Below are 14,245 nucleotides of genomic sequence, written 5' to 3' on the forward strand. Positions count from 1 at the left end.
GCAGTTAAGACAGTTGAGGCAGTTGAGGCAGTTGAGGCAGTTGAGGCAGTTGAGGCAGTTGAGGCAGTTGAGGCAGTTGAGGCAGTATCAGAATCAACTAAAAGAAAAGCCGGGACAAGCCCGGCTTTTTCTTTTATCACTCAGCAGCTGCTTCAGCAGCGGCCGGGCGGTCTACCAGCTCAATGTAAGCCATAGGGGCGTTGTCGCCAGCACGGAAACCGCATTTCAGAATGCGAGTATAACCGCCGGCGCGCTCCAGGTAGCGCGGGCCCAGTTCATTGAACAGCTTAGCCACGATCGCGTTATCGCGAGTACGGGCAAATGCCAGGCGACGATTAGCAACGCTATCAGTCTTGGCAAGGGTGATCAGCGGTTCAACTACACGACGCAGCTCTTTTGCCTTAGGCAGAGTCGTCTTGATGATCTCATGACGAACCAGGGAGCTGGCCATGTTGCGGAACATAGCCTGACGATGGCTGCTGTTCCGGTTCAGTTGACGACCACTCAAACGATGGCGCATGACCTTATCCTTCTAACTAAATCTGTGAAACCCGTAATCTGGATTACTCGTCAGCGATGCTGGCGGGCGGCCAGTTCTCAAGGCGCATGCCAAGAGACAGACCACGGGAGGCCAACACGTCCTTGATCTCAGTCAGGGACTTCTTACCGAGGTTAGGAGTCTTAAGCAACTCAACTTCGGTACGCTGTACCAGATCACCAATATAGTGGATAGCTTCTGCCTTCAGACAGTTCGCAGAACGAACTGTCAGCTCCAAATCATCGACAGGACGCAGCAGAATCGGATCAAACTCGGGTTTCTCTTCTTTCTTCTCGGGCACGCTGACATCGCGCAGATCCACGAAGGCTTCCAGTTGCTCGGCCAGAATAGTGGCAGAACGACGGATGGCCTCTTCAGGATCCAGGGTACCATTGGTCTCCATGTCGATGACCAGCTTGTCCAAGTCGGTACGCTGCTCAACCCGTGCTGCCTCAACATTGTAGGCAATACGAACGATGGGGCTGAACGCGGAGTCCAGCAGCAGGCGACCGATAGGACGCTCTTCATCATCGTTGTGAACACGAGCAGAAGCAGGCACATAACCACGACCGCGCTGAACTTTCAGGCGCATGCTGATTTCAGCATTGGCACCAGTCAGGTGGCAGATTACGTGCTCCGGGTTTACGATCTCGACTTCATCACCGTGAGTGATATCACCAGCGGTAACGGGGCCTGTTCCAGACTTGGTCAGGGACAGAGTTACCTCGTCCTTGCCTTCCAGCTTCACAGCGATACCTTTCAGGTTGAGCAGGATTTCAAGAATGTCTTCCTGTACACCTTCTTTGCTGCTGTACTCATGCAGTACACCGTCAATTTCGACTTCAGTAACTGCACAACCGGGCATAGAAGACAGCAAAATACGACGCAGGGCGTTGCCCAGCGTGTGACCAAAGCCACGCTCGAGTGGCTCAAGAGTCACTTTCGCATGAGTCGGGCTAACTTGCTCGATGTCAACTAGCCGCGGTTTAAGAAAATCTGTTACAGAACCCAGCATTGTGTCCTCTCTTTAGAAGCTAGCTTTACTTGGAGTAAAGCTCGACGATCAGCTGTTCGTTAATGTCGGCAGACAGGTCGGAACGCTCTGGCAGACGCTTGAAAGCACCTTCCATTTTAGCGGCATCAACCTCTACCCAAGTCGGCTTCTCGCGCTGACCAGCAACCTCAAGGGCCGCTTTGATACGCGCTTGCTTCTTAGCCTTCTCACGAACGCAGATCACGTCCTCAGGGGAAACCTGGAAAGAAGGAATGTTCACAACGCGACCGTTTACCATGATGGCCTTGTGGCTCACCAGCTGACGAGATTCAGCGCGGGTAGCACCGAAGCCCATGCGGTAGACGACGTTGTCCAGACGACCTTCCAGCAGCTGCAACAGGTTTTCACCGGTGTTACCCTTTTGACGGGCAGCGTCGCGGTAGTAGTTGCGGAACTGTTTTTCCAATACGCCGTAGATACGACGAACTTTTTGTTTCTCGCGCAGCTGAACACCGTAGTCAGACAGACGCGCTTTACGCGCACCGTGTTGACCAGGAACGGTGTCAATCTTGCACTTAGAATCAATCGCACGAACACCAGACTTCAGGAAGAGGTCGGTGCCCTCACGACGGCTAAGCTTAAGCTTAGGACCGATATATCTTGCCATCTTCTTTCTCCAACAATCCTAGACCAAGTAGCTACAGCGTTACACGCGGCGCTTCTTGGGAGGACGACAACCGTTGTGCGGGATCGGAGTCACATCAGTAATGTTAGTGATGCGGAAACCAGCCGCGTTCAGAGCGCGGATGGAAGACTCACGACCGGGACCCGGACCTTTAACCATGACTTCCAGGTTCTTCACGCCATATTCTTTGGCCATCTCACCAGCGCGCTCGGCAGCTACCTGAGCAGCGAACGGGGTGGACTTACGAGAACCACGGAAACCGGAACCACCAGAAGTAGCCCAAGACAGAGCGTTGCCCTGACGGTCAGTAATGGTCACGATTGTGTTGTTGAAAGATGCATGAACGTGCGCAATACCGTCGCTCACTTGCTTTTTAACGCGCTTGCGAGCACGAGTCGGAGTTTTAGCCATTTTCTACCTTCCCGTTACTTCTTGATAGCCTTGCGCGGACCCTTACGGGTACGAGCGTTGGTCTTGGTACGTTGACCACGAACAGGCAGGCTACGACGGTGACGCAAACCACGGTAGCAACCCAGATCCATCAATCGCTTGATGTTCATGGAAATCTGACGACGCAGGTCACCTTCAACGGTGAATTTACCTACTTGTTCACGCAGACTCTCGATCTGAGCTTCGTCCAGGTCTTTAATTTTCACATTCTCAGCGATACCGGCTGCGGCACAGATGGCCTTGGAGCGGGTACGACCGACGCCATAAATAGCAGTCAAAGCGATGACTGCATGCTTATGGTCAGGAATGTTAATGCCAGCGATACGGGCCACTATTCACTCCTACATATAGTAGATTACGACCACCACAAAGCCCGTGAGCGGATACGTGGCGGTCAACCAATACACAACAAAAGTTGGCTGGCTATATTAGCCAGCACAACTATTTGTTGCAAGTACTAACCGTAAAAAATTAGCCTTGGCGCTGTTTATGCTTTGGCTCGCTGCAAATCACACGCACCACACCGTGACGCTTGATGATTTTGCAGTTACGGCAGATTGCCTTAACGGAAGCACGAACTTTCATTGCTTAACTCCGTAACTACGCCGACCTTTAGCGGCCGTAGCCCTTCAGGTTGGCCTTCCTCAGGACGTCGCCATATTGATGAGACATCATATGGGTCTGAACCTGAGCCATGAAGTCCATGATAACTACCACAATAATCAGCAGCGAGGTGCCACCGAAATAGAACTGAACGTTCCAGGCAGTCATCAGGAACTGGGGTACCAGACAGATAAAGGTTATATAGAGTGCACCTGCCAATGTCAGGCGAGTCATAACCTTATCGATATAACGTGCTGTCTGCTCGCCCGGGCGGATCCCCGGGATAAAGGCTCCACTCTTCTTCAGGTTATCTGCTGTCTCGCGGGGGTTGAACACCAGCGCGGTATAGAAGAAGCAGAAGAAGATAATGGCTGCTGCATAGAGCATCTCATACAAGGGCTGACCCGGCTGCAGGACCATAGAGACCTGTTGCAGGATATCGGCGACCTTGCCCTCGCCCTGACCAAACCAAGAGGTAATGGTCCCCGGGAAGAGGATGATGCTGGATGCGAAAATCGCAGGAATCACACCGGCCATATTCACTTTCAACGGCAGGTGTGTGCTTTGCGCTGCGAATACCTGGCGGCCTTGTTGACGCTTGGCATAGTTCACGACGATACGACGCTGACCACGCTCCACGAACACCACAAAGTAAGTCACTGCGAAAACAATCAAGCCCAGCAACAACAACAGCAGGATGTGCAATTCCCCTTGACGTGCCTGTTCGGCCGTAGCGCCAATGGCATGAGGCAGACCAGCAACGATACCTGTGAAGATAATCAACGAGATACCATTACCAATCCCACGCTCGGTAATCTGCTCACCCAACCACATCAAGAACATGGTACCGGTGACCAGACTCACAACGGCTGTGAAATAGAAGCCCAAACCCGGATGAGTCACGAGTCCCTGCATCATATTCGGCAGACCGGTTGCAATACCAATGGCCTGGAAAGTTCCCAAAACCAGCGTGCCCCAACGGGTATATTGGCTAATCTTGCGACGGCCGGATTCACCTTCTTTCTTGAGTTCAGCAAGAGCGGGGTGAACCACAGTCAGCAGCTGGATGATGATCGAGGCCGAAATGTACGGCATGATCCCCAGCGCAAGAATAGAAGCACGCGAGAGTGCACCACCACTGAACATGTTGAACATCTCAATGATGGTGCCCTTCTGTTGTTGGAACAACTCGGCCAGTACGGCGGCGTCAATACCAGGAATCGGCACATAAGAGCCTGCACGGAAAACGATAATCGCCCCGAGAACGAAGAGCAGACGGCTCTTCAGTTCACTCAGACCACCCTGTGCTTTAACATCCAATCCTGGTTTCTTAGCCATTGTACTGATTATTCCTCGATTTTACCGCCAGCGGCCTCGATGGCTGCACGTGCACCCTTGGTGACGGACAGACCACGAACGGTCACAGCACGGTCAATGTTGCCAGACAGAACAACTTTAGCGAACACGATGTTTTTGGTAATAACACCGGCTTGCTTCAGAGTGCTCACGTCGACCACATCACCTTCTACCAGGGCGATTTCGTTCAGGCGAACTTCGGCAGAAACCAAAGATTTGCGAGAGAAGAAACCGAACTTCGGCAGACGGATTTTCAAAGGCATCTGGCCGCCTTCGAAACCGTTGCGGACTTTGCCGCCACCGGAACGAGAGGTTTGACCTTTAACACCACGACCACCGGTCTTGCCCAGACCAGAACCGATACCACGGCCCGGACGGTGCTTAACGCGCTTGGAACCAGCGGCCGGAGACAGAGTATTCAGACGCATGCTTAGCCCTCCACCTTAACCATGTAATAAACCTGGTTGATCATGCCGCGTACGCAAGGAGTATCTTCCAGCTCAACGGTGTGACCAATGCGACGCAGACCCAGACCACGCAGAGTCGCCTTGTGCTTTGGCAGACGGCCGATAGAGCTGCGAGTTTGAGTTACTTTTACAGTGTTAGCCATGTCGCATTACCCCAGAATTTCTTCAACGCGCAGACCACGCTTAGCAGCGATCTGTTCCGGGGATTGACCCTGAACCAGAGCGTCTACAGTGGCGCGAACAACGTTGATTGGGTTGGTGGAACCGTAGGTCTTAGCCAGCACGTTGTGGATACCAGCAACTTCCAGAACAGCACGCATAGCGCCGCCTGCGATGATACCAGTACCTTGAGAGGCCGGCTTCATGAACACGGTGGAACCGGAGTGAACACCTTTCACCGGGTGGTGCAGGGTGCCGTTGTTCAGCTCAACCTTGTTCAGGTTACGCTTAGCCTGTTCCATCGCTTTTTGAATAGCGGCCGGAACTTCACGGGCTTTACCGTAACCGTAACCTACACGGCCGTTACCATCACCCACCACGGTCAGCGCGGTGAAGGACATGATACGACCACCTTTAACAGTTTTCGAAACACGGTTTACTGCAATCAGCTTTTCTTGCAGTTCGCCGGCTTGAGATTCGACTTTAGCCATCTTCGACTCCTAGCTTAGAACTGAAGACCAGCGTCACGTGCAGCAGCTGCCAGAGCAGCGATGCGACCGTGATACTTGAAACCGGAACGATCGAAAGATACGTTCTGAACGCCTTTGGCAATGGCACGCTCGGCGATAGCCTTACCTACAGCGGTAGCAGCATCTGCGTTACCGGTGTATTTCAGAGCTTCACAGATGGCCTTCTCTACTGTGGAAGCAGAGGCCAGAACTTCGGAACCGTTGGCTGCAATAACCTGCGCATAGATGTGACGCGGGGTACGGTGAACAACCAGACGGGTAGCTCCCAGTTCCTGCATCTTTTTCCGAGCACGAGTAGCACGACGGAGACGAGCTGCTTTCTTGTCCATAGTGTTACCTTACTTCTTCTTAGCTTCTTTAGTACGCACTTGCTCGTTGGCATAGCGTACACCCTTGCCCTTGTAGGGCTCCGGAGCGCGGTAAGCACGGATATCGGCGGCGACTTGGCCAACCAGCTGCTTGTCGACACCACGCAGAACGATTTCTGTGGCAGTCGGGCACTCAGCGGTCACACCAGCCGGCAGCGCATGCTCTACCGGGTGAGAGAAGCCCAGAGCCAGCGCAACAGCATTGCCCTTGATGGAGGCTTTATAACCTACACCAACCAGCTGCAGCTTGCGCTCGAAGCCTTGGGTAACACCGATTACCATGTTGTTGACCAATGCACGGGCAGTACCGGCCTGAGCGTCAGCACCAGCGATGCCGTCGCGCGGGGCGAACTTCAGTACATTGTCTTCTTTGGTCACTTCTACACCGGCGTGAATAGAGCGAACCAGGGAACCTTTACCACCTTTGATGGACAGTTCCTGGCCGTTCAGAGTCACCTCTACGCCAGCAGGAATAGTGACGGGTGCCTTAGCAACACGAGACATTTCCTACCTCCTATTAAGCGACGTAGCAGATGATCTCACCGCCCATGCTTGCTTTACGGGCAGCACGGTCAGTCATCACACCTTTAGACGTGGACACGATAGCAACACCGAGACCGCCCATAACTTTCGGCAGATCAGTAGTGCGCTTGTAAATACGCAGGCCGGGACGGCTCACGCGTTGGATCAGTTCTACAACCGGCTTGCCCTGGAAATATTTCAGTTCAATTTCCAGTTCCGGTTTCACGTCACCAGCTACGGAGTAGCCAGCGATGTAACCTTCTTCTTTCAGCACTTTGGCAATAGCCACTTTCAGCTTGGAAGAAGGCATGGAAACCGCAACTTTGCTCGCCGCCTGACCGTTACGGATGCGGGTCAGCATATCCGCGATCGGATCTTGCATGCTCATAGTCTAACTCCCGAGATTCTTTACCAAGAGGCCTTTTTCAGGCCCGGAATTTCGCCCTTCATGGCATGCTCACGCACCTTGATGCGGGACAGACCAAACTTACGCAGGAAACCGTGCGGACGACCAGTAATGTTGCAACGGTTACGCTGACGGGACGGACTGGAATCACGGGGCAGCTGTTGCAGTTGCAGAACAGCATCCCAACGCGCTTCTTCAGAAGCGTTCATATCAACGATGATAGCTTTGAGCTCGGCACGCTTGGTCGCGTACTTGGCTACCAGCTTCGCACGCTTTACTTCACGTGCTTTCATGGATGTTTTAGCCATAACCCTAACCTTACTTGCGGAATGGGAAGTTAAAGGCAGCCAGCAGAGCACGGCCTTCTTCATCGGTATTCGCGGAAGTGGTGATGGTGATATCCAGACCACGAACGCGATCGACCTTGTCATAGTCGATTTCCGGGAAGATGATTTGCTCACGCACGCCCATGGAGTAGTTACCACGACCGTCGAACGCTTTAGCGTTCAGGCCACGGAAGTCACGGATACGCGGTACGGAGATGCAAATCAGCCGTTCCAGGAACTCCCACATACGCTCGCCACGCAGGGTTACTTTACAACCTATCGGGTAGCCTTCACGAATCTTGAAGCCCGCAACAGATTTGCGAGCTTTGGTGATCAGCGGCTTCTGACCGGAAATGGCAGCCATATCGGCAGCAGCATTTTCCAGCAATTTCTTGTCAGAGATCGCTTCACCAACACCCATGTTCAGGGTGATTTTCTCGATCCGAGGGACTTGCATGATAGTCTTGTAACCGAACTGCTTGGTCAGTTCATTTACTACATCTGATTTGTAGTAATCATGCAGTTTCGCCATCGTTAAACTCCAATTACTTCACAAGTTCGCCGGTGGATTTGAAGAAACGAACTTTTTTGCCGTCTTCAATCCGGAAACCAACGCGGTCAGCTTTGCCAGTGGCAGAGTTGAACAGCGCTACGTTAGATACATCGATGGGGGCTTCTTTGGTGACGATACCGCCAGCCTGACCCAGTGCGGGTACCGGCTTCTGGTGTTTCTTCACCTGGTTGATGCCTTCCACGATTACCTTACCTTTAGCAATCAGAACTTGAGTGACTTTGCCACGCTTGCCCTTGTCTTTGCCGGTAAGAACAATCACTTCGTCTTCGCGACGGATTTTAGCTGCCATCGTTCGACTCCTTACAGTACTTCGGGTGCCAGGGACACAATCTTCATGAACTTCTCATTACGCAGTTCACGGGTCACCGGGCCAAAAATACGAGTACCGATCGGCTGCTGGTTGTTGTTAAGCAACACAGCCGCATTGTTGTCGAAACGGATGACAGAGCCGTCCGGACGACGAACTCCTTTACGGGTGCGTACGACCACCGCGTTATACACATCACCTTTCTTCACTTTACCGCGAGGAATAGCTTCCTTGATGGAAACCTTGATGATGTCGCCGATGCCGGCGTAACGGCGGTGCGAACCACCCAGAACCTTAATACACATTACACTGCGAGCGCCGGAGTTGTCGGCAACACCCAGCATACTTTGCATCTGGATCATCTTAGTGCTCCGCTTTGTTTACTTCTTATCCCTCTCGGGATCTGGCTGCCTTCAAAAGGCGCGAAACTATAACACAGGATTTTTAGAAAAGGTAGCCTAAAAAACAAACGGCCCCGTCAAGGGGCCGTTTAGACTACAAAGTACCGATTAGGCCTTTTCTACAACGGCAACCAGGGTCCAGGACTTGGTCTTGGACAGCGGGCGGCATTCGCGGATTTCCACGAGGTCGCCAGCTTTGCATTCGTTGTTTTCGTCATGCACGTGCAGCTTGGTAGTGCGCTTGATGATCTTACCGTAGATCGGGTGCTTTACCTTGCGCTCGATGGCGACAGTGATGGACTTGTCCATCTTGTCGCTGATTACACGACCCTGCAGAGTACGGATTTTATCAGTCATTACGCACCTGCCTTCTCAGTCAGTACAGTCTTGATACGTGCGACGTCACGACGCACTTGTTTCAGAGTGTGAGTCTGAGCCAGCTGGCCGGTGGAAGCTTGCATGCGCATGTTGAATTGCTCGCGCAGCAGGCCCAGCAGCTCCTGGTTCAGTTCTTCGACGCTCTTTTGACGCAGATCTTGGGCTTTCATCACATCACCGTCTTAATTACGAAAGTGGTCTGAACAGACAGCTTGGCTGCGGCCAGGGCGAACGCTTCACGCGCCAGAGCCTCAGGTACACCGTCCATCTCGTACAGAACCTTGCCAGGCTGGATCGGGCAAACCCAGTATTCCACGTTACCCTTACCTTTACCCATACGAACTTCGAGGGGCTTTTCGGTAATCGGCTTGTCCGGGAACACACGGATCCAGATCTTACCCTGACGCTTAACGTGACGGGTCATGGCACGACGGGCTGCTTCGATTTGACGAGCAGTCAGCTGGCCACGGGATGTCGCCTTCAGGCCAAAGGTACCGAAGGATACTTCGTTACCAGAGTTGGCCAGACCGCGGTTACGACCCTTGTGGGTCTTGCGGAATTTAGTACGCTTTGGTTGCAACATTTACCGAATCTCCTTACTTGGCAGCGCGGCGCTTGTTGTCACGCTTGGGCTTCGCAGGAGCTTGCTCTTGAGCAGCGGCAGCGTTGACAGCAGCCAGACCGCCCAGAACTTCGCCCTTGAAGATCCAAACTTTAACGCCGATCACACCGTAAGTGGTGTGGGCTTCAGAAGTTGCGTAGTCGATGTCGGCACGCAGGGTGTGCAGAGGCACACGACCTTCACGGTACCATTCGGTACGCGCGATTTCAGCGCCGCCCAGACGACCGGAAACTTCCACCTTGATGCCCTTGGCACCCAGACGCATGGCGTTTTGTACGGCGCGCTTCATAGCACGACGGAACATTACGCGACGCTCCAGCTGGGAAGTGATGCTGTCGGCAACCAGTTTGCCATCCAGCTCCGGCTTGCGGACTTCGGAAATGTTGATCTGAGCAGGCACGCCAGCAATAGTGGCTACAGCTTTGCGCAGTTTTTCAACGTCTTCGCCTTTCTTACCGATCACAACACCCGGACGAGCGGTGTGAATGGTCACACGGATGCTCTTGGCCGGACGCTCGATGGTGATCTTGGACAAGGACGCGTTTTTCAGTTCCTTGGTCAGGAACTGGCGTACTTGAAAATCGCTGTACAGGTTGTCAGCGAAGTCTTTGGTGTTCGCGAACCAGGTAGAATTCCAAGGCTTGGTAATACCCAGGCGAATGCCATTAGGATGTACTTTCTGACCCATTGCTTATCTCCCAGCCTTAGCGTCGGATACCACTACGGTGATGTGAGCGGTACGCTTGAGGATACGATCCGCGCGACCTTTGGCACGAGGACGGATGCGCTTCATGGAGGGACCTTCGTCGACCATGATAGTAGCAACACGCAGGGCGTCGATGTCGGCGCCTTCGTTGTGCTCAGCGTTTGCAATGGCAGATTCCAGCACTTTCTTCACCAGAACTGCAGCCTTTTTCGGGCTGAAGGTCAGGATGTTCAGAGCCTTGTCTACGGACAGACCACGTACTTGATCGGCTACCAGACGAGCTTTCTGGGCAGAAGTACGGGCATAACGGTGTTTAGCGATAGCTTCCATCATTTATCCCTTAGCGCTTCTTAGCCTTCTTATCAGCAGCATGGCCGCGATAAGTACGAGTAGGTGCGAATTCACCCAGTTTGTGACCGATCATTTCTTCGGTAACGAAAACCGGAACGTGCTGACGACCATTATGGACAGCGATGGTCAAACCGATCATGTTCGGGATGATCATTGAACGACGGGACCAGGTCTTAACCGGCTTTTTATCCCCGCTTTCCACCGCTTTCTCTACCTTCTTCAGCAAGTGCAGGTCGATAAATGGACCCTTCTTGAGAGAACGTGGCATGGTGATTCCTCTATGTTAACAATTACTTGTTACGACGACGTACGATGTACTTGTCGGTACGCTTGTTCTTACGGGTCTTGAAGCCTTTAGCCTTCTGGCCCCATGGGGACACAGGCTGCATGCCCTTGTTACGACCCTCACCACCACCGTGCGGGTGGTCTACCGGGTTCATCGCCATACCGCGAACGGTCGGACGAATACCACGCCAGCGGTTTGCACCGGCTTTACCCAGTTGACGCAGCATGTGCTCGGAGTTACCAACTTCACCGATGGTGGCGCGGCACTCGGCCAGAACTTTACGTACTTCGCCGGAACGCAGACGCAGAGTTACATAGTTACCTTCACGAGCCAGGATCTGGATGAAAGTACCAGCGGAACGAGCCAGCTGGGCACCTTTACCAGGCTTCATCTCAACAGCGTGAACGGTAGAACCGACCGGGATGTTGCGCATCGGCAGGGCGTTACCTACCTTGATTGCGGCATCAGCACCAGAAGCGATTGCATCACCAGCTTTCAGGCCTTTCGGAGCCAGAATGTAACGACGCTCACCGTCTGCATACAGCACCAGGGCGATGTTTGCGGTACGGTTCGGATCGTATTCCAGGCGCTCTACTTTGGCCGGGATACCGTCTTTGTCGCGCTTGAAGTCGACGATACGGTAGTGTTGCTTGTGACCACCGCCGATGTGACGGGTGGTGATGCGGCCGTTGTTGTTACGACCACCGGACTTGTCTTTCTTGTCCAGCAGAGCTGCAAAGGGCTTGCCCTTGTACAGGTCTTGGTTGACGATCTTGACGACGTGGCGGCGGCCCGGAGAAGTAGGCTTGCACTTAACGATTGCCATTTTTCAGAACTCCTCTTACTCGGCTGCGCCCATGAAGTCGATGTCCTGACCAGCTTTCAGGGTCACATAAGCCTTTTTCCAATCGGAACGACGGCCTACGCGTGCACCTGCGCGCTTGGTCTTACCCTTCATGTTCAGGGTACGGACGGTCTCAACTTCGACCTCGAACAGTTTCGCAACTGCAGCTTTGACTTCCGCCTTGGTGGCATCAACAGCAACTTTGAACACGATAGTGTTCTGCTTTTCTGCGACCATGGTGCTCTTTTCAGAGATGTGCGGAGCCTTCAGAACTTTCAGCAGACGCTCTTCACGGATCATGCCAGCATCTCCTCGATTTGCTTAACTGCGTCAGCAGTCATCAGAACCTTGTCGAAAGCGATCAGGCTGACCGGGTCGATACCGGCAACGTCACGCACGTCAACTTTGTACAGGTTACGAGCAGCCAGGAACAGGTTCTCATCGACTTCAGCAGTCACGATCAGAACGTCAGACAGTTCCATTTCTTTCAGCTTGGCGATCAGTTCTTTGGTTTTCGGAGCTTCGATGCCGAACTTCTCAACAACGATCAGGCGCTCTTGACGTACCAGCTCGGACAGGATGCTACGGATAGCGCCGCGGTACATCTTCTTGTTTACTTTCTGGCTGTGATCTTGCGGCTTAGCAGCAAAAGTCACACCACCGGAACGCCAAATGGGCGAACGGATGGAGCCAGCACGGGCACGACCAGTACCCTTCTGACGCCACGGCTTTTTGCCGCCACCAGACACTTCAGAGCGAGTCAGCTGCGCACGAGTACCCTGACGGGCACCAGCGGCATAAGCAACGACAACCTGGTGAACCAGAGCTTCGTTGAATTCGCGCCCGAAGGTAGTCTCGGAAACTTCAAGAGCGCTCTTGGCGTCTTTCATTACCAATTCCATTACTATCTCCTCAGACGTTACGCTTTGACGGCAGGTTTAACGATCACGTTGCCGTTGGTTGCACCCGGTACTGCGCCTTTGATGAGCAGCAGGTTGCGTTCAGCGTCAACACGAACCAGTTCCAGGTTCTGAGTCGTTACACGCTCAGCACCCATGTGACCAGCCATCTTTTTGCCCTTGAATACACGGCCCGGGGTCTGGTTTTGACCGATGGAGCCAGGTACACGGTGGGACAGAGAGTTACCGTGGGTCATATCCTGGGTGCGGAAGTTCCAGCGCTTAACAGTACCGGCAAAACCTTTACCCTTGGATGTGCCGGTAACGTCTACCAGCTTAACGTCAGCGAGAAGATCTACTTTCAGCTCGCTACCAACAGTGAAGGTTTCACCGTTGTTCAGGCGGAATTCCCACAGACCGCGACCGGCTTCTACACCAGCTTTGGCGAAGTGGCCAGCTTCCGGCTTGGTTACGCGGCTAGCTTTCTTGGAGCCAGTGGTAACCTGAATAGCGTTGTAGCCGTCGGTTTCTACAGATTTGACCTGAGTTACACGGTTAGCTTCAACTTCGATAACAGTCACGGGGATAGAAACGCCATCTTCAGTGAAGATGCGAGTCATACCCACTTTGCGACCTACAAGACCGATTGTCATTGTTATCAACCTCTTTCCGTAATTAACCCAGGCTGATCTGGACGTCTACACCAGCTGCCAGATCCAGACGCATCAGAGCGTCTACGGTCTTGTCAGTCGGCTCAACGATGTCTACCAGACGCTTGTGAGTGCGGATCTCGTACTGATCACGCGCGTCTTTGTTGACGTGCGGGGAGATCAGAACGGTGAAACGCTCTTTGCGAGTCGGCAGCGGGATAGGACCGCGAACCTGCGCGCCAGTGCGCTTAGCAGTTTCAACGATTTCCGCAGTGGATTGATCGATCAGGCGATGATCAAAAGCCTTCAGGCGGATACGGATTCTTTGGTTCTGCATTGACAGAGCTCCAATAGATAAAAGAACATAAATCAACACCGCCCGACCGAGATTACTCCCGCCAGAGGTGTGATTTTTCACGTTTCTCCCCATATCGGGGAGACTGTATGGCTGGCCTTCGCAAGCGAAAAACTCAGCAAGCAGACATATCGTCTGGCTTACCTCATGGGTAAGCGGAGGGGATTATACGGATTTTTTCAATTTGCGCAAGGGAGGGCGAACAGAATGTGCACAATTTTATGTGACGGATGGATCTCTGCCGCCGCCACATGATCCCCCGTCCGGCGCGGGTAACGACAATGTTGCAAACAGGCTGGTAGACTGTGCCACAGCCTTGATCACCGGAACGACGTCTCATGCTCAAAGATCAGAAAAAAGCCTATCAATATGGCCTCTGCGCCGTCGCCCTCTGGTCGACGGTGGCCAGCGCCTTCAAGATCTCTCTCGCCTACTTCGAACCGGTGCAACTGCTGCTAGGCTGTGTTC

Annotated in this window: 28 protein-coding genes and 1 pseudogene; 1 reads left to right on the top strand and 28 read right to left on the bottom strand. The window is 53.2% G+C overall.

Going from position 1 to position 14,245, the window contains the following annotated elements; all coding sequences use genetic code 11:
* Nucleotides 1-136: 136 nt before the first annotated feature.
* From rplQ to rpsJ, 28 genes are all read right to left on the bottom strand, one after another.
* Nucleotides 137-520, bottom strand: a complete 384-nt coding sequence (rplQ, locus tag CAK78_RS01555; protein ID WP_005307999.1) for a 50S ribosomal protein L17 — start codon at nt 518-520, stop codon at nt 137-139.
* Nucleotides 521-563: 43 nt separating this feature from the next.
* A complete protein-coding gene (locus tag CAK78_RS01560) occupies nt 564-1,553 on the bottom strand; it encodes a DNA-directed RNA polymerase subunit alpha (RefSeq protein ID WP_005307997.1) in 990 nt (329 codons plus the stop codon).
* 25 nt (nt 1,554-1,578) lie between these two features.
* Complete coding sequence (rpsD, locus tag CAK78_RS01565) at nt 1,579-2,199, bottom strand: 30S ribosomal protein S4 (RefSeq protein WP_005307996.1); 621 nt, start codon at nt 2,197-2,199, stop codon at nt 1,579-1,581.
* A gap of 39 nt (nt 2,200-2,238) precedes the next feature.
* Nucleotides 2,239-2,628, bottom strand: coding sequence for a 30S ribosomal protein S11 (gene rpsK / locus CAK78_RS01570; protein ID WP_005307993.1), 390 nt, complete (start codon nt 2,626-2,628; stop codon nt 2,239-2,241).
* A 14-nt stretch (nt 2,629-2,642) separates the two neighbouring features.
* Nucleotides 2,643-2,999: a 30S ribosomal protein S13 gene (gene rpsM, locus CAK78_RS01575; RefSeq protein ID WP_005307991.1), complete on the bottom strand. Its 357-nt coding sequence runs from the start codon at nt 2,997-2,999 to the stop codon at nt 2,643-2,645.
* A 139-nt stretch (nt 3,000-3,138) separates the two neighbouring features.
* Nucleotides 3,139-3,252: a 50S ribosomal protein L36 gene (gene rpmJ / locus CAK78_RS01580; protein WP_005319705.1), complete on the bottom strand. Its 114-nt coding sequence runs from the start codon at nt 3,250-3,252 to the stop codon at nt 3,139-3,141.
* A gap of 27 nt (nt 3,253-3,279) precedes the next feature.
* Nucleotides 3,280-4,608 carry a preprotein translocase subunit SecY gene (secY, locus tag CAK78_RS01585; protein WP_005307989.1) on the bottom strand — a complete coding sequence of 443 codons (1,329 nt, stop codon included), beginning with the start codon at nt 4,606-4,608 and terminating at the stop codon, nt 3,280-3,282.
* An 8-nt stretch (nt 4,609-4,616) separates the two neighbouring features.
* Entirely contained in the window at nt 4,617-5,054 is a 438-nt protein-coding gene (gene rplO, locus CAK78_RS01590) for a 50S ribosomal protein L15 (RefSeq protein ID WP_005307987.1), read from the bottom strand.
* A gap of 2 nt (nt 5,055-5,056) precedes the next feature.
* A complete protein-coding gene (gene rpmD / locus CAK78_RS01595) occupies nt 5,057-5,236 on the bottom strand; it encodes a 50S ribosomal protein L30 (RefSeq protein ID WP_005307985.1) in 180 nt (59 codons plus the stop codon).
* Between the two features lie 6 nt (nt 5,237-5,242).
* Nucleotides 5,243-5,743, bottom strand: coding sequence for a 30S ribosomal protein S5 (rpsE, locus tag CAK78_RS01600; RefSeq protein ID WP_005307983.1), 501 nt, complete (start codon nt 5,741-5,743; stop codon nt 5,243-5,245).
* A 14-nt stretch (nt 5,744-5,757) separates the two neighbouring features.
* Nucleotides 5,758-6,111, bottom strand: coding sequence for a 50S ribosomal protein L18 (gene rplR / locus CAK78_RS01605; protein WP_094696147.1), 354 nt, complete (start codon nt 6,109-6,111; stop codon nt 5,758-5,760).
* A 9-nt stretch (nt 6,112-6,120) separates the two neighbouring features.
* Nucleotides 6,121-6,654: a 50S ribosomal protein L6 gene (gene rplF, locus CAK78_RS01610; RefSeq protein WP_005307981.1), complete on the bottom strand. Its 534-nt coding sequence runs from the start codon at nt 6,652-6,654 to the stop codon at nt 6,121-6,123.
* A gap of 13 nt (nt 6,655-6,667) precedes the next feature.
* Nucleotides 6,668-7,060 (bottom strand): 30S ribosomal protein S8, encoded by a 393-nt coding sequence (gene rpsH / locus CAK78_RS01615; RefSeq protein WP_005307980.1) that lies wholly within the window; start codon nt 7,058-7,060, stop codon nt 6,668-6,670.
* A gap of 20 nt (nt 7,061-7,080) precedes the next feature.
* On the bottom strand, nt 7,081-7,386 hold the full coding sequence (gene rpsN, locus CAK78_RS01620; protein ID WP_005307979.1) for a 30S ribosomal protein S14: 306 nt from the start codon (nt 7,384-7,386) through the stop codon (nt 7,081-7,083).
* Nucleotides 7,387-7,396: 10 nt separating this feature from the next.
* Nucleotides 7,397-7,936: a 50S ribosomal protein L5 gene (gene rplE, locus CAK78_RS01625; RefSeq protein ID WP_005307978.1), complete on the bottom strand. Its 540-nt coding sequence runs from the start codon at nt 7,934-7,936 to the stop codon at nt 7,397-7,399.
* 13 nt (nt 7,937-7,949) lie between these two features.
* Nucleotides 7,950-8,267, bottom strand: coding sequence for a 50S ribosomal protein L24 (gene rplX, locus CAK78_RS01630; RefSeq protein WP_005307977.1), 318 nt, complete (start codon nt 8,265-8,267; stop codon nt 7,950-7,952).
* Nucleotides 8,268-8,278: 11 nt separating this feature from the next.
* Entirely contained in the window at nt 8,279-8,647 is a 369-nt protein-coding gene (rplN, locus tag CAK78_RS01635; RefSeq protein WP_005307975.1) for a 50S ribosomal protein L14, read from the bottom strand.
* Between the two features lie 147 nt (nt 8,648-8,794).
* Nucleotides 8,795-9,043, bottom strand: coding sequence for a 30S ribosomal protein S17 (rpsQ, locus tag CAK78_RS01640; RefSeq protein WP_005307966.1), 249 nt, complete (start codon nt 9,041-9,043; stop codon nt 8,795-8,797).
* A complete protein-coding gene (gene rpmC, locus CAK78_RS01645; protein WP_005307965.1) occupies nt 9,043-9,234 on the bottom strand; it encodes a 50S ribosomal protein L29 in 192 nt (63 codons plus the stop codon). The genes rpsQ and rpmC overlap by 1 nt, the downstream gene beginning before the upstream one ends.
* Nucleotides 9,234-9,647, bottom strand: a complete 414-nt coding sequence (rplP, locus tag CAK78_RS01650) for a 50S ribosomal protein L16 (RefSeq protein WP_005307963.1) — start codon at nt 9,645-9,647, stop codon at nt 9,234-9,236. The genes rpmC and rplP overlap by 1 nt, the downstream gene beginning before the upstream one ends.
* A 13-nt stretch (nt 9,648-9,660) precedes the next feature.
* Nucleotides 9,661-10,374, bottom strand: coding sequence for a 30S ribosomal protein S3 (gene rpsC, locus CAK78_RS01655; RefSeq protein WP_005307962.1), 714 nt, complete (start codon nt 10,372-10,374; stop codon nt 9,661-9,663).
* 3 nt (nt 10,375-10,377) lie between these two features.
* Nucleotides 10,378-10,722 carry a 50S ribosomal protein L22 gene (gene rplV / locus CAK78_RS01660; RefSeq protein ID WP_005319741.1) on the bottom strand — a complete coding sequence of 115 codons (345 nt, stop codon included), beginning with the start codon at nt 10,720-10,722 and terminating at the stop codon, nt 10,378-10,380.
* A gap of 10 nt (nt 10,723-10,732) precedes the next feature.
* On the bottom strand, nt 10,733-11,011 hold the full coding sequence (gene rpsS, locus CAK78_RS01665; protein WP_005307960.1) for a 30S ribosomal protein S19: 279 nt from the start codon (nt 11,009-11,011) through the stop codon (nt 10,733-10,735).
* A gap of 22 nt (nt 11,012-11,033) precedes the next feature.
* Nucleotides 11,034-11,855, bottom strand: coding sequence for a 50S ribosomal protein L2 (gene rplB, locus CAK78_RS01670; protein ID WP_026456043.1), 822 nt, complete (start codon nt 11,853-11,855; stop codon nt 11,034-11,036).
* Between the two features lie 15 nt (nt 11,856-11,870).
* Entirely contained in the window at nt 11,871-12,173 is a 303-nt protein-coding gene (gene rplW, locus CAK78_RS01675; RefSeq protein ID WP_005307955.1) for a 50S ribosomal protein L23, read from the bottom strand.
* A complete protein-coding gene (rplD, locus tag CAK78_RS01680; RefSeq protein ID WP_005307949.1) occupies nt 12,170-12,775 on the bottom strand; it encodes a 50S ribosomal protein L4 in 606 nt (201 codons plus the stop codon). Before rplD ends, rplW begins: the two co-directional genes overlap by 4 nt.
* 17 nt (nt 12,776-12,792) lie before the next feature.
* Nucleotides 12,793-13,425 (bottom strand): 50S ribosomal protein L3, encoded by a 633-nt coding sequence (rplC, locus tag CAK78_RS01685; protein ID WP_005307947.1) that lies wholly within the window; start codon nt 13,423-13,425, stop codon nt 12,793-12,795.
* A gap of 22 nt (nt 13,426-13,447) precedes the next feature.
* Nucleotides 13,448-13,759, bottom strand: coding sequence for a 30S ribosomal protein S10 (gene rpsJ / locus CAK78_RS01690; protein WP_005307944.1), 312 nt, complete (start codon nt 13,757-13,759; stop codon nt 13,448-13,450).
* Between the two features lie 356 nt (nt 13,760-14,115).
* Here rpsJ and CAK78_RS01695 point away from each other — a divergent pair.
* Nucleotides 14,116-14,245, top strand: a pseudogene (locus tag CAK78_RS01695) (EamA/RhaT family transporter); the annotation flags it as partial.

The organism is Aeromonas sp. A35_P (assembly GCF_002259925.1).
Taxonomy (GTDB): domain Bacteria; phylum Pseudomonadota; class Gammaproteobacteria; order Enterobacterales; family Aeromonadaceae; genus Aeromonas; species Aeromonas dhakensis.